This window comes from Hahella chejuensis KCTC 2396 (assembly GCF_000012985.1).
Lineage (GTDB): Bacteria > Pseudomonadota > Gammaproteobacteria > Pseudomonadales > Oleiphilaceae > Hahella > Hahella chejuensis.
In genome coordinates this window covers 4,545,975-4,565,554 of record NC_007645.1, presented here as the reverse complement: position 1 = coordinate 4,565,554, position 19,580 = coordinate 4,545,975, and the positions used below count along the sequence as shown (strand labels likewise).

The window sequence follows — 19,580 nt, the reverse complement described above, 5'->3', positions numbered from 1 at the left end:
TTCTCATGGCGGAGAGATGACGGCCTCCACCAGCGTTCAGTCCTTGGTTGAGTTCGCAACACTCCAAGGAGGAGAACATGACCGTATTGCTTCTGTTATTGGCGGCGTTGGCGCTAGCTTATCTCGGCGCCGGCGCGTTGTCCTGGACAGTACTTTTCACCATCGCCGCTTTGGCCTTCTCATTCACTGATCCCGGTTTTGCGGGCTTGTTGGTTGTTTGGGGATTATTCATTGCGGTGGCGGTGCTGCTTAACTCCTCTTCCATCCGGCGGCGTTACATCACCGCGCCGATTCTCGCCTGGGTGGGAAAGACGCTGCCCGGCATTTCCGATACTGAGAAAGAAGCGATTGAGGCGGGCACCGTTAGCTGGGACGGCGATTTGTTCACTGGCATGCCGGATTGGAACAAATTGCTCGCCATGGGCAAGCCCACCCTGACAAAGGAAGACAAAGCCTTTATCGATGGCCCTGTGGAGCAGTTATGCGAGATGCTCAACGATTGGGAAATCACCCACCAGCGCTACGATTTGAGTTCAGCCACATGGGAGTTCATCAAGGAAAACGGCTTTTTCGGCATGATCATCCCCAAAAAATATGGGGGGCTGGAACTCTCGGCGCTGGCTCACTCCACCGCGGTGATGAAAGTCGCCACCCGCAGTATTACAGGCGCGGTGACCGTCATGGTGCCCAACTCGCTGGGGCCGGGGGAGCTGTTGTTGCACTATGGAACGGAGGAGCAGAAAGATTACTATTTGCCGCGCCTCGCCAAAGGAGAAGAAATTCCCTGCTTCGCACTGACTTCTCCGCGAGCAGGCTCCGACGCTGGCGCCATTACTGATAAAGGCGTTGTCTGCAAAGGCGAATGGGAAGGCAAAGAAGTCATCGGCTTGCGCCTGAGCTGGAACAAGCGCTACATCACCCTGGCGCCGGTGGCGACGGTGCTGGGCCTGGCCTTTAAAGTCTACGATCCGGATCATCTGATTGGCGATGAAGTTGAGCGGGGCGTGTCCTGCGCGCTGATTCCCACCAGCACCCCCGGCGTGCAAACCGGCGCGCGCCATTTGCCCCTCAACACGGTATTCATGAACGGGCCGACTTGGGGCGAGGATGTTTTTATTCCCATGGATTTCCTGATCGGCGGCGAGAAATACATCGGCAAAGGCTGGGCGATGCTGATGAATTGCCTGTCCGTGGGACGCGCCATTTCTCTGCCGGCGTTGAGCGCAGGGGCGGGCAAGCTGTCCTGCCTCACCAGCGGGGCCTATGCCCGCATCCGTGAGCAGTTCAACCTGCCAGTGGGATACTTCGAAGGGGTGCAGGAAGCATTGGCGAGGATTGGCGGCCTCACCTATTTGATGGACAGCGCCAGAGTGATGACGGCGGGCCTGCTGGATAACCACGAAAAGCCGGCGGTGCCTTCGGCGATTCTGAAATACCACAACACGGAAAAAATGCGCGCTGTGGTCGGCGCGGCCATGGATGTGCATGCAGGGCGGGGCGTGATCAAGGGGCCTCGCAATTACATCGCGCGGGTATATCAGGCGATTCCCATCAGCATCACGGTGGAGGGTGCGAATATTCTGACTCGCAGCCTGATGATCTTCGGGCAGGGCGCGATTCGCGCCCATCCCTACCTGTTACAGGAAATGGAGGCGGCCCAGAATCCGAATAAAGAAAAGGCGTTGGATGAGTTTGACCATATCTTCTTCAAACACATCCGCCGCAACCTGCAGCTTACGGCCCGGTCTTTGGTGTTGGGGCTGACTGGAAGTAGTCTGGCGTCCGCGCCGGAGATGGCGCGGGAAACCCGAACCTATTTCCGTCATATGTCGCGTCTGGCTGCAGCATTCGGCCTGGTGAGCGACGTAACCCTCGCCACTTTGGGGGGCGAGCTCAAGCGTCGGGAAATGATTTCTGGCCGCTTAGGGGACTGTTTGAGTTACCTCTATCTGGGCTCCAGCGTGCTGAAGCGCTTCCATGACGACGGCTGTCCGAAGTCCGACCTGCCTCTGATGCATTGGGCGATGCACTATTGCCAATCTGAAATCCAGAATGCGTTGCATGAAGTCCTGCGCAATTACCCGGTGAAGGCGCTGGGCGTATTGTTGAGGCCACTGGTGTTTCCGCTTGGGCGTCACTATGAGCGCCCCGATGACGCGACTTGCCGTGAGATCGCCGAAATGCTGCTACAGCCTTCCGACGCCCGCGACAGGCTGGTGGATGGCGTATATCGGAACACCCGCCCGGATGACCCGGTTGGACGCATCGAAAACGCCTTCCTGAAAAAAGTAGGCGTGGCCAATGTGGAGAAACGTCTCAAGAAGGCCGTCAAAGCCGGGGACATTCATGACGAAGATCTGCACACGATGCTGGAAGCGGCGGTGAACAAGAAAATCCTCACCACGGATGAGGCGGAGCGATACCGTGAAGCGGAGGAAGCGGTGGACGACGCTATTCAGGTGGATCACTTCAATCCGGGTGAGCTGCCTATCACGCAATCCGATTGACGTTTCCTCCTGTGGGGCCGGCAAACTCGCGCTGGCCCCGCCGCTTGAGCGGCGTCTGCTATGTTCAAGGGCGCCTGATTCTGAAATATAACCCAAACATCGATACCTGCTTGGATATGGCGGCCGGGTTTGTTATGAATACTATCGCTCAACGCTAACCCGAAAGAGAACCGCTCGTGAAAACCTACGAAGATATCCTAGACGCCATGTACGTTTTATACAGCGACGCCTTTTCCAAGGCGCTTCCTGTCAATGAACGCATGAGAGCGCTTTGGAGCGATCCGGACAGACTCGATTGGATCGCCATCGGCCAGGAGCAGGAGAGCTGGTATCTGAATTTCGCCTGTGGCGACGCCATCGCTGAGCGCGCTTCCGTTCGCGGCTACCTGTCCAATGTGGCGGAATACCTTGATAACGACCGCACTCGTGGCGACGAACTCTTGGATATGATCCGCTACGAACTGATTGACTGGGAGCCCTTCGAAGAAGAATACGACGCCAGCGACGATCAGGCGGAGATGAATGAATTTATTATCTTCAGCGCCCTGTACCTGACTATTTTAAAACTGCGCAAACGACTACTGCCCAGTCTCAATATCGCCTTGGCTGACCCAGTGGAAATGACGGTATTCGACGACATTGAGGCGTCCTGCTTCGAGGCTTCCAGGCCGGAATACGATGGCGAAGAACTCACCAAGAAAGACCTGCTGGAAATGCCGCCAACACTCTGCCGCGAACAACGGCACAGAGACTACCTGACAACGCTACTCAAACTTGATCGCAAAAATCGAGAGAGCGCGCTTGTGATTGCTGAGAGGTTTGTTTGATTAGTTTTTTTATCGCTATTGATAGGCGCCACAAAGGCGTCTACTAGCATCCACGGTTTTTTCATAACTGAAGTAGTTTAAATTTTTCATTGGAGTCAGTGGGCTGTGGGCTGGAGGAGTTATCTTCAAATTCTTGGTCTTGAAAAACGCGCATGCGCAATACACAAATGTTAAGAGTTCAGGAGGGCATGTGAGCAAGATAGAAGAAATAAGGGCACTACTTGATGAGTTAGAGGCAGAAACTGCCTCTGCAGACGATCAGGCTTTCGCGGAGAATTTTGATTTCTTTGAGTTGCCTGAAATCGTGTGTTCTGTAATTGATTATTTGCAGCCCGCGCTGTATCCATACGAAGCTGCTGTTTACTGGCATCTATTCAGAAAATCTGTATTGGGCGAAGGTACTCAATACACAAGGGCTAGCGTTCGGGGCATGAGTTCCGGTGTTATCACTTCATCGAGCGGTCAATCTGATGGCTTGAGCTATGGCGCTGTGCAAAAAGCTCTGAATGGCCTTGAAGAGAAAGGGGCAATTTCAAAAGCTGGTGGCACTACAAGAGAAGGCACCTTGTATAAGGTACATCTTCCTGAAGAAATTGAGCTCTGCCAAGAGGCGAAGAAGGCCATCGCTAAAGAGGTGCCAAAGTCAGAAAGAGATTTGAGAAAAGAGCTGGACTTTTACAATGTCAGAGAAAACCGCTTCAAAGTATTTGATCGCGATGACTACAAGTGCCGTTATTGCTCCAAACAACTCACGAGATTTACCGCGACACTGGATCACGTGCAGCCAGTTTCAAAAGGTGGCGATAACTCTCTTGATAATCTTGTCACGGCGTGCCTGCACTGCAATTCTCAGCGCGGAAATAGACCGGTGATGGATATTATAGATGAAAAGCACTTTTAACGATCACCTGCTCGGTGACCGGTTTCCCGCTGCTTCGCAGCTCCAGGCTGGCGTGTGGGCTGGGCCTTATAGATACAAAGAGGAAATCGCGTAATGACAAAGAAAAAACGATCCCTTGCTTTTTTTGGCTTACTTCATGATCTTGAGTATACGATTGGAAGAGAGTGCTATAACGGCAATATTCAAAATTTTGGGCCAAGAGGAGTGTGGGAAGGCGAAGGTCGAGATTTTCGATATCCTGTAACGTTCATTAACAAGAATGGTGTGAAAGAAAAATACCGCGGCAAATTTCCCTTTACAGAATCCTCATCGGGTGAGATGGCTAGCTGTATCTTAGGCGAAGAAAGGTACCAGTCTGCTTATTATGCTTTTGGAGCAAATAACCTTCATATTCTCCGGGCACTTGCTCTATGCCTAGAGAAAATGGAGCAAAGGTTTGGAATAAGCTTCGATGAGCTTTTGAAGGAAGAGAAGAGGCGGAAAACATCATCAAAAGGTACAAAACAGTGAAGTGTAGCCATAACAAGCGCAATCACTTCAGCCCTTCGGGCTCGGACCGGTTGACAGGGGTCATGAAGCGGTTGATCAAAGACGCCAGACACAAGGTCTTCCTGATACTGGACAATTTGAGAGTCCATCGCGCCAAGGTGGTGAAAGCTTGGCTTGAGGAGAACCGGGACCATATTGAAGTGTTCTATTTATCCGCCTATTCCCCGGAATTGAACCCGGACGAATACTTGAATTGTGACTTAAAAGCGGGAGTTCACGGTGGTAAGCCGGCGAGAAAGAAAGGGGATCTCAAAAAGAAAAACCGATCATATATGTGTATGTTGCAAAAGAAACCTGCGAGGGTAAAAAAATACTTTAATCACCCAAGCATCAAATATGCGGCATAGAATGCCTATATCGGTACCTGGATAACAATAAAAGCTGGGTAATTATTAGATGCTGATTGTGCTTTATGTAGCTGAACCCAAAAGAGCCTAAGATTATTCATTTAAAAGAAACGGGGTAGCCTTTTTGGTTGTATTTGTTTTGAATTTATAATTATTCTTGTGTTTTGCTGGTTTTGTTTTGTGATACTGTCTGCCTTTCTGAATATTGATAACTAGGCTGGGGTGAGCGATGGCGGATAATAAAAGCTTATTTTTGGAAAAAGCAAAGAGCAATACTCACGAGTTGTATGTGATGACAGTTGGTGAGTTTCGAGAAATTGCGGAAAAAATAAATTCAGGCGTTACAATAGATAATGTGAAAACTGCGGCAGGCTTCGTTGCTCCTACTAATGATTTAATTACAGTAAAGAAAGTGTTTTCAGAGCTGGGTGCTAAAGGGCGAGCGGTAGAGAAGGTGATTAATGGAGAACGCTATATAATAATAAAGGGGTATGCTGGTTTCAGAGAAGTAATTAAAGGAACAAAATACTTGTCAAGCAACCCAACAATTATATCTATGGCTATTGGGCGTCTTGGGGTTGAGAAAAGTATCGTTCAGGGAGCCAAACTTACAGTTGTGCTTACAGTCCCCATAAGTGTTATAAAGTATTTGGTTGATGAGCAGCGTACGCTTTCTAGACTAATTGGTACTATTGCATCTGATCTTGTTAAATTAGGGATTTCTAGTGTATTCGCTTCTGCTGCGGCTGTAACTATAGGTACTCTAACAACAATAGCTGCTGGTCCGCTCTTAGCTGCGGTAGTAGTTGGAGTAGCTGTGTCGATTTTTTTAGAGCATATTGACGATGAATTCGGCTTAACAGATGCGCTAGTTAAGCTTATCGACGATAGTTACGATAATACCGTAGGAGTTCTAGATCGAATTTTATCAAAATTTGAAAGTATATTTGTATGGCAAGCCAAGAATGGGGTTCCTTTAGGAAAGGATGTTTTTTACTAATATAAATCTATCTAAAAGACAAAGTTTTCTATTTTTGACGGGGGTCTCATTGTTTTTCCCGTTTTACTATGTTTTTTCCTGCTTTAGGTACTTTGAGAAAATCGAAGAGGGGTTTGAAGTTATAGTTTTTTCTACGAATATGTATCTTCTTTTTCTTCCATTCTTTTTTGTTTTGCTATTTTTCGTGGATGTCTTTTTTAGAAAATATAACGATTCTTTAAATGTGAAAATGTGCGGAATATTTTTCTTTCTTTTTGCTTTTGTCGTTGTGTTGTTAGGTGAGTTTTCAGAAAGGGCGATGATACTTAGTATCAAGGGAAAAGGTTATGTAGAATGCATTGACGAGAGTGAGTCTGGTTATAGATCAACAAAGTTGGTATTCAAGAAGGATATTTCAGCATGCGGTTCAGATATCTAGGAGCTTTGGCGTTAATCGCAATGTCTTTCATGGCGAGGGGAGACATATTGTGCTCAGCGACAGCAGAAAATATCAAAGGGTTTAATGATGACAACGTGTTCAGCAAGGAGGCGGTGCTCGATGGCGTACAAGGAACCCAGGATGGCCACGTTAAACTTCACAGTGAAGCCGGTTATGAGTTCTGGCTGGTGTCCGCCGCTACAGTAAATAGCAATGGAAAGACGCAGCGTAGTTTCTATACTGAACTGCATTTGCCTACAGGCTTGATAGTGCGCTCTCCCAGTGCGCTTAATTCTGATGAAAAACAGGCCCGAATTGAGCTAATAACCTATCCCCAAAACAGCTACTTATACGACAGTATGCTGTTGTTTAAGTGTAAGCAGTACTAAATGCGCCAGAATGAATTGCCAATCACCGCTGCCGATAGGGAATCTGGCAATAGGTGATGCCATGTTTCGGGCTCAGGCGGTGTTTGGTCAGGAACATGTCCAGTGAGTTCATGGACAGATTTATATTCGGCGTTGGTCCGAGAAAAATGTGTTCAAGATAGTGGTTGTCGCTGCTGGGGGTAGTCAGATTGAACTCGAAGTAGGGCACCAGCATGGAGGCGCCTTCCCGGAATTTTACTGGTGAATTCAGGTAGTCCGTTACGCCGGGGGAGACGATGCGCCACTCCTCCTCTTCCTGAAAAGACGGGTGTTTCAATATCGCGGCGATGCGCAACAGGTCCGACTCGATCATTGCAAACACGCCATGGTAAGACTGTGATGGCGGAAATTGCGTGGGGCCTGCGTGTTCGCCGTGTTGTTCCGCCAGCGCCTCTACGACATCCATCACTTGGCGAATGAGCGTAGTTTGTTCCTGGTGGCTGTAGATGCATTTGCCTACCTGAAATGACTGTTGCGCGGCGCACTCCAGAATATGCGCTGCGGGGAAGCCTACACTAACGCCTTTACCCATTGAGCTGTATCCGCGCCATTGACTCAACAGATTTCCATGGGAGCGAAACGAGGCGCCAAACAGCATGTGTCCGTTGGTGATGCGATGAGCGATCCAGTCCCGGAACTGGTGCAGCAGGCCGGGTTTGGGGTGGCTTTCGGCGATGCGGCGATCCACCTCGGCGCCGATCAGGTCGGCGGTATGTTTGAGCTCGGCGGAATCGTTCATATAGCGGATATCGCTGGCCCACAGTTTGCCGCTTTCCACTATGCCCAGCAGGCCTGAGAAGGTGGTGTAGTGGTACAGGGTGTCGACGGGAATGTCTGAGTACAACTTGGCGGTGATGTCCTGAATCATGGCGCTCGCTTTAGTCTTTGTTTTCGTTGCAATGGATTAAGTGAGATTGCAGTCCGGGTCAAACCCAGACATTATCCTCCGCCGTTCGTTCTCCGCCGGCGTCGCCGGTATTCGCCACGCCTCTGGGCTCAATCAGCATGGCCCGGCACTCGTTCTCTGCGAAAGGCTTATGCTCCACGCCCGCCGGTATGACGAACAATTCACCCGCCTCCAGCTTTACTTTTCCATCCCGGAACTCAATACACATCTCACCTTCGATCACCATAAACACCTCATCCGTGTCCTCATGGCGATGCCAGACAAACTCACCCTGGATCTTAACTACCTTGAACTGATAGTCGTTCATCTCCGCAATCACCCGCGGCGACCAGCATTCACTGAACTTGGAGAATTTTTCTTTTAAATTGATGGCGGTATGGTTCATTTTTCACACGCTTGAGTACAGTCATACAATCTTTCAATCTAAGTCGATGTGAGAGTGTGGTCAAATGTGGGATTGCCAGCGCTGATTAATAGCAAAAGGTTATCAACTGCCGCGCATCCGTCCATTGTGAATGTCCTTACGACTTCAATAGCGAGCCGAAAGTCAACGGAAGCTGAGGCGCGAAGGCGTTATTTGGAGCCAGGTGCTTTGTCGTGAAGCCTGAGATATGATCAGTGGCATTCTTTTCATGACTTCAAAGGAATAAAAACAATGAATTTTGAAGATTTTAAGAAGTATGTCTGTGACGCGAAGAGCGCGCATCCTTTCTGGTTTGATTTTCAGCCGGACGACGCTCCGGATCAGGATAGCCTCGCCCGTGCGGAGCGGTTGTTGGAGGTCAGGCTGCCGCAGGAGTACAAAAACTTTTTGCTGCAATACGGCGGCGGCTATTTCGCCTTCGGCAATGTCTTTTCTCTGGAGGCAGGCAGCGAGTGGAATCTGATTGATATCAACGCCGAATTCGCTCATCTTCGCGCCGGGCGAGTATTGATTTCAGAGAACAGTAACGGGGACTTTTTCGGTTTCGATGTGCGGGACGGCGTTTGTCAGTCTGAGCTGTGTTTTTGGGATCATCTGGACGAGACCTGGAAGCCTTCAGGCTATGCGGATCTATACGAATATCTGTTGAAGGTGGCGCTGACTAATTGAGCGCCGCCAAGGGGGCGTCGGACGAGTTGCTGTCAATGACTCGTCCCCCGCACATAGTGGGTTTTGTTGTACACATTGTACTTACCCGACGGCTTGGACATGGGCAGTCGGGTGACTTCCTTCAGCGTTAACGCGTCATAGACGATCAAGGCTCCATTGTCCTCCCATAAGCTTACCAGCGCGAAGCGGCCGTCTTTGGTGAATTCTACGTGGGCGGCGGTTTTACCGGGTTCCGGGGCGAGGGTGGCGATAATTTCCAGCGTCTCTTTGTCGATGACGTGGAGTTTGTCCTTGTTCGGTCCGAAGAAGACGTCCACCCAGATGTAGGGCGACCCGTCATGACTGCGGGTGAAAAATCCCGGGCCCAGAGTAGGGAGGGTTTTCACCAGGCTCCAGTCTTTCATGTTGATGATGGACAGTGCGCCTTCTTTGAGGTGCGGCGTCATCATCAAGGGACCTTGCTCTGTTTCCCAACTGATGCCTGATCCCAAGTGCGGCATGCCGGGGAGGTTCAGGGTGGCGATGGTCGCGCCGGACTCCAGATCGATAACCTGACCGCTTTCCCCACTGCGGGAAGCGCCGATCAAATGTCGGTAGTCCTGATCAAAAAAGAAATCATCCAGATAGTCCTCCGTTGTGATCTTGCGCACCGGAAACGCCGGTTGATCGTAGCGGATTTCCCACAGTTCGCGGATGTCTTTCATGGCGGCGATAAAGCTGTTGCGCTGGGGCGCTGTATACACTGCGCTTACCCTCGAACCCTGTTCGCGGTTGCTGACGGGGAAGGTTTTCAACGGGCTGAGTCGATCCGCATTCAGCAGCACCAGATTCTGCGGCAGATAATTGGCGACCATTACCCATTTCCCGTCGGCGGATAACGCCAGATTGCGGGTGTTCAGACCGACCCGGATTTCCGCCACGGTTTTCAGATTATAAATATCGAACTGACTGATCCAGCCGTCTCGGGATGCGAAGTACACATAGCGCCCGTCCGGTGAAAACTTGGGGCCGCCGTGCAAGGCGTAACGGGTTTTAAAGCGATGAATGGGCTTAAAGGCGTCGCCGTCCAGCAAGGTGGCGTGATGGTCGCCGCTTTCCACCACGATAAACAGATTCATCAGATCAGCGTCGAATACAGGCTTATCACCCAGACCGGACTTGGGAAAGTGGATGATATGGGAGGCGCGGATATCCTCATCCGTCCATTGCGGCGTTACCGCAGCGGGTTGAAACAGATACGCCGCCAGCTGCGAAGCCTGATTATCAGTGATGCGATCTGCAAACGCAGGCATCTGCGTCGCCGCTCTCCCGTGCAGTATGACCTCCTGCGCCTGCTTGGGCCGTATCCGTCCCAGGCTTTCCGGCAATAGCGCCGGGCCAAGGCCGCCTAGGCGCTGGGGGTGATGGCAGGCGGCGCAATGCGTTTGATACAGCGCTTCCGTGTCGCTGGCGGCGTTGTTTGAAGTGCTGTCCGCTGCTGAGGCTGGTGTTGTGAAAGCGCTCAGAGTCAGCGTGGCGAATAGGAGCGAGGGCGATAACTTCATTGAGACTTCCTGTGATAATCAGTGTGCATATGCGCTTGAGTGGATTTCCGCCTCCGTCAGATAGCAGCCCGGGTCCTCCGCCCAGAAGTCGCCGCCGCTTTGCGTAAAGGCGCGCACACGGGTGTTGCCGTTGCAAATGTGGCGCGCGGCGCAGTCTCCACAGCGTCCGTGCAGGGGGCGTGGCTGTGCGCGTAGTCCCTGCATGAAGGCGTCTTCAGTGTCGCGCCAGATGGTGGAGAAAGGCCGTTCTTTGACGTTGCCCAGATTGTGGTTCCACCAGAACGTATCCGGATGCACTTCTCCAGTGTTGTCGATGTTGGCGATGCCCACTCCTGAGGCGTTGCCGCCCCAGTGCGCCAGTCGCGCTTGCAGTTCCTGAAGTCTGTGCGGGTAGCGCTGCGCCGCCCATTGCAACAGGAATGGACCGTCGGCGTCGTTGTTGCCGGTAGCGTATTCGTTACTCTTCCCGGCGAGAACGTCTTCATGGGCGCGTTCGAATAACAACAACATGGCGTCTCGGGTGGTTTGATGAAACGCATCGCGTTTTCGGTGGCGCAATCCACGTCCGGCGTAGTTGAGGTGAGACAGGTAAAACTTGTCGATGTCCCGCTCCCGCATCAGGTCGAGCATGGCGGGCAGTTGTCCGGCGTTGTTTTCCGTCAGAGTGAAACGCAGCCCTACTTTCACTCCCGCCGCTTTACAGTGCGCCACGCCGGCCAGCGCGGCTTTGAAGCCGCCGGGCATCTGTCGGAACTCATCGTGGGTGGCCTCCGTCCCATCGATGCTGACGCCGACATAGTCGAAGCCGGTATCGCTGATCGCGGCGGCGGTGTCGCGATTCATCAGGGTGCCGTTACTGGAGAGCCCCACATAAAGTCCCAGGGACTTGGCGTAAGCGCCGATCAGAAATATATCTTTGCGCAACAGGGGTTCGCCGCCGGACAGAATCACCGCTGGCGCGCCCATCTGTTTAAGGTCCTCCAGAGTGTCGAACACCTGTGCGGTCGTCAGCTCGCCGGGGAAATCGATATCCGCGGAGATGGAGTAACAGTGGCGGCAGGTCAGATTACAGCGTCGAATCAGATTCCAGATCACCACGGGAGCTGAGGGTTTGGGGCGCGGTTTGAAGGTTTCCTCATGGACGAGGGCGCGCATGTAATGACTGATCCTGAACATTATTGTCCTCCACGGAAGCGCATACCGGTTTTTTTCAGAATACGGGTGCTGAGCAATTGATCGCTGGCCTGGCGGGCGTCGCCCAAAATGGCGGTCATCGCCTGTAAATAACCGTCCAGGTCCGCGCGGGTTTTACCGTGAATCATGGCGAACAGGTTGTAAGGCCATTGCGGCGGCTTTCTCGGACGCAGATAACAATGGCTGACATAGGGCAGCGCGCCGATCCGTGCGCCCAGGTCCATAACACGGGCGTCATCCACGTCCCATACTGTCATGGCGTTGGCGCGATATCCCAGGCGGTAATGGTTGGGCGCGGCGCCGATACGGCGGATGCAGCCATTGGCGAGCATGCGTTCAAAGCGGGCTTTGACCTCGTCCGCTGATACTCCCAGGGTCTGCGCCAGGGCGTCGAAAGGCCGCGGGACCAGCGGCAACCCTTCCTGAGTCAGCAGAATAAGTTCGCGATCAAGCGGCGCCAGCGCCTCCGGGACGTCGCTCAGGCCAGGTTCAGGCTTGGAAGTGAAGGCCAACATAAAACTCCCTCTGTTTCGGCAGGTTGTAAACCGGGTATCCGGATTCCGATGCGATGGCGGCGAGTACGGCGTAGACGTCCTCCGGCTTTTCCGTGGCGACCACAAACCAGAGGTTTAACGCGTGATCGCGTTCGTAGTTATGGGCGACCTCAGGGTGACGGTTGATCGCCATGGTTACACGTTCGACGTCTTCGGGGGCGACCTGCATCGCCGCCAGCGTCAATCCGCCTCCCAGGCGCTCGGCGTGGTAAAACGGCCCGAATCGAGTCAGATAGCCGGTTTGCAGTAAACGTTGCAGTCGCTCCAGTAATTCCGTTTCGCCCATATCCAATTCACTGGCCACAGCGGCGTAAGGCTCGTCGCAGATGGGAAAGCCGCTTTGCAGCCTGTTGATGAGACGACGATCCACCGCGTCCAGTTGATAGTCGCTGGCGTCGCGCTCAGCGTACTGTGCGTTGCGGGGAGTTATTGACCGGGGGGACATAGAACCTCCTTCGCCCTGACGTGTGGACTTTTATGGACGTAGCGACCGCCGCATTGTTTGTATTGACGCAGGCTGAACAGCACGGCGCAGGGCGTTTCCTGCAGACCGCACTGGGCCTTCAGGCGCTGCAGTCTTCGCAGCACTTCTTCACGGGATTTCCCGTGCAGCATGCAATACAGGTTATAGGGCCACTCCGGTCCGTGAGGCTTGCGCTGATAGCAGAGCGACACCAGGCCCGTACGACTGATTTCGGCGCCGAGACGGTTCACCTCTTCCTCCGCCACCCGCCACACCACCATGGCGTTACTGGTGTAGCCTATTTTGTGGTGATTAATGACAATGCCGAAACGACGGGTGAGGTGCGATTGTTCCCAGGTGCGCAGCGCGTCAATCACCTCCTGTTCACTGAGTCCGCTTTGCTCCGCGAGGATCAAATAGGGACGGGGCGATAGCGGCAGGCCCTCCTGCAACGCCGTTCTCAGTCTCTCCAGCGCCCACTCGCGTTCAAGGGAATGGCTTGGTTCGGCATACATCGCGCGCGCTCCTGTGTTCGGTCCGCGTTAATCGAAATCCGGACGAAAGCCCAGGTCGATGTGGTAGGGCCTGACCATGGGAAATCGCCAGACCTTCAATCCCGTCGCTGTCTCCATGTTGCGTATCACCGCGTCCAGATGATCTGCATCCGGCGCGGTGACGACGAACCAGAGATTCAGGTCGTGCTCACGCAGATAGTTATGATTCACCTCGTCATAGGCGCTGATCAGCTCAGCGATGTCCTGCAGCTGCTCTGAAGGCGCGCGCAGGGCCGCCAGGGTGCTGGCGCCAGCGCGCCGGTGGTTAAACACCGGACCGATGCGGGAGATGACGCCGTTTTGCTGTAAGCGCTGCAGGCAGGACAGCACCTCGTCTTCCGTGCAGCCAAGCTGGCTCGCCAGCGTAAAGAAGGGCCGTGGCGTCAACGGGAAGCCTTTCTGATAGTTGCTCAGAATGGCTTTCTCCAACGCGCTGAGTTCAATAACGCTTGTTGATGTCGCAAGTGTGGAAGCTGGATAGGTGAGGGCGCTCATAAGCCGATCCTGTTAGCTCTGTCGGTGAAAAATATGCCGCTGGGGTGTGTGGCGGGCAGGCTGCCGCTCCGCTGCATGCTGTACGGATCGTAAATATCCACCCGATTGTCGTCGCGCAGAGAAATCCAGAGTTGGTCGCCTTTCGGCGTGAAGGCCATATGCAGCACGGCTTTGCCGGCTTCAATGGTGTTGACGACCTGCAGGCTTTCCACATCGATGACCTGCACCCGGTCGTTATCCGGATGGGCGAAGTTGACCCAGACTCTGCGCGCGTCCGGCTGCGCCATCACGAACACCGGTTGGCTGTATGTGGGAATGCGGCGCACGATGCGCCAGTCATAGGCATCGATCACGATGACTTCGTGGTGACCCACGCCAGGCGCGAACAGATAACGGCCGGCCTGGGTCCAGCCTTCCAGATGAGGCATTTTATAGACCGGCAAGCGCTGCTCTCCTGGACCGTAGGCGGGCATGATGCGTTGCACTCCCGCCTGCGGCCGCCATAAATCGAGTTTGGCCATGCCGTTGTCGCCAAATAGCCCGGCGAGATAATAGCGGCCTTCGGGGGTAATCAGCGCGTCGTAAGGCTGGCGGCCGATCTGTGTGAACCTGGTGATCTTCGGCTGTAAACCGGACGCAGGGTCATTGTCCGCCATATCCAATATCCAGATTTCATCGCTGTCGAACAGACTGACGACAAATCGGTTATTGGGCGCGTCCACCAGACCAACAGTTTTAGATCCCTTCTCCGCGCGCTCTTGGGTGACTCGTGTGGCGGGAATGCTCGCCACTAAATCCAGGTCTTCACTATCGAATATATTCACCCCGCCAGGGTCATAGTTGGACACCGCCACATAGGCTCCGTCCTGACTGATGGCGCCGCCGATGCTGTTGCCGGCCTGAATGACGCGTTTGACTACTTCTCCGCGCAACAGATCCACTTTGCTGAGGCCGCCGTCGCGACCGAACACATAACCATATCGCTGATCGCGGGAGTAGACAATGGAGGCGTGGGACAGATCGCCAAGACCCTGGATGCGTTTGATCACCTGGCGCTGACTGGTGTTGACCAGCAGGACGCTGCCTTCGGTTCGTTCGATAATCAGTCCAAGGTCCCCGGTGCCGCCTTGATACCTGTCATCATTATCGTGAGCGTTGAAGTGGGCGCAGGCGCTGAGTCCCAGGATAATCAGCAGCAGAGCAAGGCATTTGCATAACTGCAGGGGCGGGATCTTTTCTTTCATGGGCTTTCCTCAGTGCTACTGTGCTCGCCGATGTAAGCGCCGCTCATCAGGTCTTGAGCGATGCGGCGAATATCCTGTTCCGTCAGCAGATCGCGCCAGGGCGGCATGGCGGTTTCCGGTTTGCCGTCGGCGATGATGAGGCGAATGGCGTCCACCCCTAAGGCCTGCATGCGTTCAGGGCGCAAGGAAGGTCCCAGACCTCCTTTCAAGGTAAGGCCATGGCAGGAGCCGCAATCCTGCCGTACCAGATTGCTTAGTTGCGTTGCGCTCTGGTTGTCCGCGGCGCGGGCGAATGTCATCACGCTGGCGACGAGCAGCGCCAAGACGTTTGCAATGGCGGTTATCGGTTTTCTCATGAGTAGATACATTCCGACGCCGCTCGGGCGAGATTGTCTCGCCGCGAGCGCGCTCCAGATGACGGATCAGTAAATATCGTGTTGGGTGTTGTACACGTTGAACTTGCCTGTCGGCGTCACCAGACGGGAGTCCTTGATGACGGTTTTCAGCGCCAACGTTTTGTCGTCCACCACGACGATTGCGGACTCCTGCTCCTTGCCGTTCCACACAGAGAACCAGACTTCATCGCCGGCTTCATTGAACTCGGGCTGCACCACGCGTTTGGGGCCGTCGCCCAGTTCCGCCCATTGCGCGATAGGCAGCACCTTGTACTTGGCCTCGATGTCGTTGAGGTCGAATACCGCCACCGACTGGCTGATGTTGACGTCCGGATTCAGCGGCGTGTCCACATACAGGTGTCTGGATTTAGGATGGGTTTTGATGAACAGTGATCCGCCCCCCTGGGCGTTCAGCGAGCGCACCTGTTTCCAGGCGTAGTCGCCATGCTTGTCCGGGTCAGTGCCGATCACGGCGATGCTGCCGTCGCCCAAGTGGCTGGTGGCCCAGACCGGTCCGTATTTCGCGTCCGTAAAGTTGGCGCCGCGACCGGGATGAGGGATTGCGCCGACATCGATCAACGCCTCCAGCGCGCCGTCCTTGGAGTCGATGACCGCCACCTTGTTGGACTGGTTGGCGGCGGTGAGGAAGTAACGATGAGTGTTGTCCCAGCCGCCGTCGTGCAGGAAGCGCGCGGCGTCGATAGTGGTGACTTTCAGAGCGTTGATGTCTTCATAATTCACCAGCAGGATTTTGCCGGTTTCCTTGACGTTGACGATGAACTCGGGCTTTTCATGCGACGCCACGATGGCGGCGACTCTCGGCTCGGGGTGATACTCCTGGGTGTCCACGGTCATGCCGCGGGTGGAGACGATTTTCAGCGGCTCCATGGTCTCGCCGTCCATGATGACGTATTGCGGCGGCCAGTAAGCGCCGGCGATAGCGTAGGTGTCCTCGAAGCCTTTGTATTTTGAGGTCTCTACAGAGCGGGCTTCCAGGCCGACTTTGATTTCCGCCACCGTATCGGGAGTTTCCATCCATAGATCGATCATGTTGACCTTGGCGTCACGGCCGATGACGAACAGATAGCGACCGGAGGAGGATAAACGAGAGATATGCACGGCGTAGCCGGTTTTAATAATCGTTACGATTTTTTTACTGTCGCCGTCAATCAACGCAATTTGACCGGCGTCCCGCAAGGTGACGGAGAACAGGTTTTTCAGATTGAGCTTATTGAGTTGTTTGCTGGGACGATCTTCCGGTTTGACCAGGACTTTCCAGCTGTTTTTCATCTCCGCCATTCCCCACTCAGGCGGCTGCGGCGGTTCATGCTGCAGGAATTTCGCCATGAGTTTGACCTCATCGGCGGTGAAGTCGCCAGAGGTTCCCCAGTTGGGCATGCCGGCGGGGGAGCCGTAGTTGATGAACGCCTCCAGATAATCCGACCCTTTGGCCTGAGTAATATCCGGCGTCAGCGGTTTGCCGGTGGCGCCTTTGCGCAGCACGCCATGGCAGCCGGCGCAACGTTCGAAATAAATGCGCGTGGCCTTCTGAAATTCTTCTTCCGTCAGGTCTGGCGCTCCGGGAGAGCGTACGATGCGCAGACCTTCGCCCGTCATCGCTGTGGGCGCGCTTTCATATTTGCCGGGGGGAGAATTGACGAGGTCGCTTTTGGTCTCCGCCAAGGCCGGATTCGATAGCGCGGCGACGAGGGCGAGGGTGAGTGTCGGGTAGGGCAGGCGGAACGGCCCGATTGGCGATTGCCTGCGGCGTTGTTGAGCGCGATCTGTTTGTGTAGCACTGGCTGATTGCATGGCGCTGTCCTTCTCATCAGAGTCTTGCTATTTCGATTCTTTACTGTCGCAAAACCGTCCGATCCCGGACGCGCCTTGCGAGACTACGGCGCTTTTTTAACGACGATTCAGGCGCGTATGACTCCTATTTGAGTTGACTGTAAAAGGCGGCGAGGTTGGCGATGTCGTCGTCCGACAGTGGCTTGGCCATGCTGGACATCATCGGATCGTTGCGCTTGCCGTCGCGGAAATCCTTTAGTTGCTTGATCAGGTATCCCTCTTTCTGTCCGGCCAGATTCGGCCATAGTCCGTTGCCGCTGACTCCTTCACCGCCGTGGCAACCGGCGCAGGTTGCGGCCTTCGACTTACCGACCGCCGGGTCGCCTGCGAGGGCGTTTCCTGAGAGTACGGCGGCGACTAAACACACTAAGGCTGCAGGTTTGGATATTCCCATGGCTGTCCCCTTTTTGCTGCTGGGTGAATGTCCTTGAGCACAACGAGAGTAGGTCAGCGGAGGGTGGGTAAAGTTGATGAGGATCAATGTTTTGCGAGCGCCAAGGCCAAATACCCCATCGTGGGTACATGAGCGAAAACCGGTTTCGGGTAGGGTAAAAAACAGAGATTGGACATGGACCAAGCACAGGATCGCCAGCCTATGAACACACCTCAGGACGCCCCTTTCTACCTTCCTCAAGGCGGTGAAATTGAACTGTTTGAAAAAGCCTACAGCCACGGCCTGCCGGTGTTGATAAAAGGCCCCACCGGCTGCGGCAAAACCCGTTTTGTGCAACATATGGCCCATCGCCTGGAGCGACCTTTATTCACCGTCGCCTGTCACGACGACCTGACCGCTTCGGACCTGGTGGGACGTCATTTGATCGGCGGCGACGGCGCGTTCTGGCAGGACGGCCCCCTGACCCGGGCGGTGCGGGAAGGCGGCTTGTGCTACCTGGACGAAGTGGTGGAGGCGCGCAAGGACACGACGGTGGTATTGCATCCCCTGGCCGACGACCGCCGCATCTTGCCCATTGATCGTACTGGCGAGCAATTAGAGGCGGCGGACGGGTTCATGTTGGTGGTGTCCTACAACCCAGGCTATCAGAACGCGCTTAAAGGGATGAAACCCAGCACCCGACAGCGCTTTGTCGGCGTCAGTCTGAGCTATCCCGTTCCGCAACTGGAAACCCGGATCGTGGAAAAAGAGGGCGGCGTCAGCCCCCAGTTGGCGCGCCGTATCGTGGATGTGGGGGTGGCCTTGCGGCGTCTGGAGCAACATGATCTGGAAGAGGCGGCGTCCACCCGTTTGCTGATTTACACGGCGCGCCTGATGGCGAGCGGCGTTGATCCGATGCGCGCGTGTCAGGCCTGTCTGGTGGAGCCGTTGACCGACGATGAAGAGACGCTTCGCGCCTTGACGCAAGTGATCGATATTCACTTCGGCAGAGATTGACCGGCTGCGATTCAGGATGAGTGATCCCATGGCGCAGCGAGCTTATCTATGGCCGCATATCTTGTATCTGGTAAATCTGCTGGCGCTGCCCGGGGCGGCGTTCTTGATCCTGCTTGGGTGGTACTGGCGCAGCCGCCGACGGCGCGCGCCTGCGGCGTTGCAGTCGGCTCAGGCTATCGCGCTGACAGGCGCGCTTATCAATGGCGCCTTGCTGGTGGTCATTCCGTTGTTCGTATTGTGGTTGAGCGACAGGGAGCCGATGACGGTCACGTTGGTCCTGGTTTACTGGCTGGCGGCGCACGGCGCCTGTGTGGTTTGGGGCGTCTATGCGCTGACTCGCGAAAACGCCGGTCGTCCGCTGTCTATCTGGGGCCGGAAATGAAACGCCCTCCGGTCCGCCATAACGCTGCTGTTTTTACTCCGAAGTCCGGGCGCACCGGGCTTCAACCTCATCATCAACTTCGTCAGGGAGCAAGCCATGCCGGAAAAATTCAGTAAGAACGCCGCCCGTAATATTTATTACGGCGGCAGTCTGTTTTTTATTCTGCTGTTTCTCGCATTGACCTATCAGACCACCCAGGCTCTGCCGCAGCGCGATCATCGGGATCAGCTGACGGAGGCGGTGGCCAGAGGTAAGGAAATTTGGGAGGAGAACAACTGCATCGGGTGTCACACGCTAATGGGAGAGGGCGCCTATTTTGCTCCGGAGCTGGCCAATGTGTTCGACCGGCGCGGCGGCGAACAGGCCTTCACCGCGTTTCTGAAGGCCTGGATGGCGGCGCAGCCGCTGGATGTTCCCGGGCGACGTAAAATGCCGCAGTTCAATCTGAGCGAGCAGCAAGTGGAGGATCTGGCGGAGTTCCTGAAATGGACCTCTAAAATCGACGACAACAACTGGCCGCCCAATATCGAAGGTTAA

General features: G+C 54.5%; 23 protein-coding genes. 11 read left to right on the top strand and 12 right to left on the bottom strand.

Annotation, left to right across the window (positions count from 1 at the left end):
* Positions 1–77 precede the first annotated feature (77 nt).
* The 7 genes from HCH_RS19815 to HCH_RS19780 all read left to right on the top strand — a co-directional run bounded on the left by HCH_RS19815 (position 78) and on the right by HCH_RS19780 (position 6,938).
* The gene (locus HCH_RS19815; RefSeq protein ID WP_011398208.1) at positions 78–2,507 is read left to right on the top strand and encodes an acyl-CoA dehydrogenase; all 2,430 of its coding nucleotides are present in this window, start codon (positions 78–80) and stop codon (positions 2,505–2,507) included.
* 176 nt (positions 2,508–2,683) lie between these two features.
* The gene (locus HCH_RS19810; RefSeq protein WP_011398206.1) at positions 2,684–3,334 is read left to right on the top strand and encodes a hypothetical protein; all 651 of its coding nucleotides are present in this window, start codon (positions 2,684–2,686) and stop codon (positions 3,332–3,334) included.
* A gap of 190 nt (positions 3,335–3,524) precedes the next feature.
* A complete protein-coding gene (locus HCH_RS32585; protein WP_011398204.1) occupies positions 3,525–4,235 on the top strand; it encodes an HNH endonuclease in 711 nt (236 codons plus the stop codon).
* A 93-nt stretch (positions 4,236–4,328) separates the two neighbouring features.
* The gene (locus tag HCH_RS19800; protein WP_041598817.1) at positions 4,329–4,745 is read left to right on the top strand and encodes a hypothetical protein; all 417 of its coding nucleotides are present in this window, start codon (positions 4,329–4,331) and stop codon (positions 4,743–4,745) included.
* Between the two features lie 62 nt (positions 4,746–4,807).
* Entirely contained in the window at positions 4,808–5,131 is a 324-nt protein-coding gene (locus HCH_RS19795; protein WP_041598816.1) for a transposase, read from the top strand.
* A 229-nt stretch (positions 5,132–5,360) separates the two neighbouring features.
* Positions 5,361–6,131 (top strand): hypothetical protein, encoded by a 771-nt coding sequence (locus tag HCH_RS19790; RefSeq protein ID WP_011398202.1) that lies wholly within the window; start codon positions 5,361–5,363, stop codon positions 6,129–6,131.
* 399 nt (positions 6,132–6,530) lie between these two features.
* Positions 6,531–6,938: a hypothetical protein gene (locus HCH_RS19780; protein ID WP_041598814.1), complete on the top strand. Its 408-nt coding sequence runs from the start codon at positions 6,531–6,533 to the stop codon at positions 6,936–6,938.
* 22 nt (positions 6,939–6,960) lie between these two features.
* On the opposite strand, the gene HCH_RS19775 is transcribed toward HCH_RS19780, so the two are convergent.
* Both HCH_RS19775 and HCH_RS19770 read right to left on the bottom strand, forming a co-directional pair.
* Positions 6,961–7,845, bottom strand: coding sequence for a DUF2971 domain-containing protein (locus HCH_RS19775; protein ID WP_011398198.1), 885 nt, complete (start codon positions 7,843–7,845; stop codon positions 6,961–6,963).
* A 58-nt stretch (positions 7,846–7,903) separates the two neighbouring features.
* A complete protein-coding gene (locus tag HCH_RS19770) occupies positions 7,904–8,269 on the bottom strand; it encodes a cupin domain-containing protein (RefSeq protein WP_011398197.1) in 366 nt (121 codons plus the stop codon).
* Positions 8,270–8,539: 270 nt separating this feature from the next.
* On the opposite strand from HCH_RS19770, the gene HCH_RS19765 reads away from it, so the two are divergent.
* Positions 8,540–8,977, top strand: coding sequence for an SMI1/KNR4 family protein (locus HCH_RS19765; protein WP_011398196.1), 438 nt, complete (start codon positions 8,540–8,542; stop codon positions 8,975–8,977).
* Between the two features lie 32 nt (positions 8,978–9,009).
* Here HCH_RS19765 and HCH_RS19760 read toward each other — a convergent pair whose 3' ends face one another.
* From HCH_RS19760 to HCH_RS19715, 10 genes are all read right to left on the bottom strand, one after another.
* Positions 9,010–10,521, bottom strand: a complete 1,512-nt coding sequence (locus HCH_RS19760; RefSeq protein ID WP_011398195.1) for a cytochrome D1 domain-containing protein — start codon at positions 10,519–10,521, stop codon at positions 9,010–9,012.
* A gap of 18 nt (positions 10,522–10,539) precedes the next feature.
* Positions 10,540–11,697: a heme d1 biosynthesis radical SAM protein NirJ gene (gene nirJ / locus HCH_RS19755; protein WP_041598813.1), complete on the bottom strand. Its 1,158-nt coding sequence runs from the start codon at positions 11,695–11,697 to the stop codon at positions 10,540–10,542.
* Complete coding sequence (locus HCH_RS19750) at positions 11,697–12,230, bottom strand: siroheme decarboxylase subunit beta (RefSeq protein WP_011398193.1); 534 nt, start codon at positions 12,228–12,230, stop codon at positions 11,697–11,699. Before HCH_RS19750 ends, nirJ begins: the two co-directional genes overlap by 1 nt.
* On the bottom strand, positions 12,205–12,714 hold the full coding sequence (locus tag HCH_RS19745) for an AsnC family transcriptional regulator (RefSeq protein ID WP_011398192.1): 510 nt from the start codon (positions 12,712–12,714) through the stop codon (positions 12,205–12,207). Before HCH_RS19745 ends, HCH_RS19750 begins: the two co-directional genes overlap by 26 nt.
* The gene (locus HCH_RS19740) at positions 12,696–13,247 is read right to left on the bottom strand and encodes a siroheme decarboxylase subunit beta (RefSeq protein ID WP_011398191.1); all 552 of its coding nucleotides are present in this window, start codon (positions 13,245–13,247) and stop codon (positions 12,696–12,698) included. Before HCH_RS19740 ends, HCH_RS19745 begins: the two co-directional genes overlap by 19 nt.
* Before the next feature lie 27 nt (positions 13,248–13,274).
* On the bottom strand, positions 13,275–13,781 hold the full coding sequence (locus tag HCH_RS19735) for an Lrp/AsnC family transcriptional regulator (protein ID WP_011398190.1): 507 nt from the start codon (positions 13,779–13,781) through the stop codon (positions 13,275–13,277).
* A complete protein-coding gene (locus tag HCH_RS19730; protein ID WP_011398189.1) occupies positions 13,778–15,025 on the bottom strand; it encodes a cytochrome D1 domain-containing protein in 1,248 nt (415 codons plus the stop codon). Before HCH_RS19730 ends, HCH_RS19735 begins: the two co-directional genes overlap by 4 nt.
* The gene (locus HCH_RS19725; RefSeq protein WP_041598812.1) at positions 15,022–15,381 is read right to left on the bottom strand and encodes a c-type cytochrome; all 360 of its coding nucleotides are present in this window, start codon (positions 15,379–15,381) and stop codon (positions 15,022–15,024) included. The genes HCH_RS19730 and HCH_RS19725 overlap by 4 nt, the downstream gene beginning before the upstream one ends.
* A gap of 66 nt (positions 15,382–15,447) precedes the next feature.
* On the bottom strand, positions 15,448–17,232 hold the full coding sequence (locus HCH_RS19720; RefSeq protein WP_011398187.1) for a nitrite reductase: 1,785 nt from the start codon (positions 17,230–17,232) through the stop codon (positions 15,448–15,450).
* A gap of 124 nt (positions 17,233–17,356) precedes the next feature.
* Positions 17,357–17,665: a c-type cytochrome gene (locus HCH_RS19715; protein WP_011398186.1), complete on the bottom strand. Its 309-nt coding sequence runs from the start codon at positions 17,663–17,665 to the stop codon at positions 17,357–17,359.
* Between the two features lie 201 nt (positions 17,666–17,866).
* On the opposite strand from HCH_RS19715, the gene HCH_RS19710 reads away from it, so the two are divergent.
* From HCH_RS19710 to HCH_RS19700, 3 genes are all read left to right on the top strand, one after another.
* Complete coding sequence (locus tag HCH_RS19710) at positions 17,867–18,661, top strand: CbbQ/NirQ/NorQ/GpvN family protein (RefSeq protein WP_011398185.1); 795 nt, start codon at positions 17,867–17,869, stop codon at positions 18,659–18,661.
* A 28-nt stretch (positions 18,662–18,689) separates the two neighbouring features.
* Positions 18,690–19,043 carry a hypothetical protein gene (locus tag HCH_RS19705; protein ID WP_011398184.1) on the top strand — a complete coding sequence of 118 codons (354 nt, stop codon included), beginning with the start codon at positions 18,690–18,692 and terminating at the stop codon, positions 19,041–19,043.
* 96 nt (positions 19,044–19,139) lie between these two features.
* Entirely contained in the window at positions 19,140–19,580 is a 441-nt protein-coding gene (locus tag HCH_RS19700; RefSeq protein ID WP_011398182.1) for a c-type cytochrome, read from the top strand.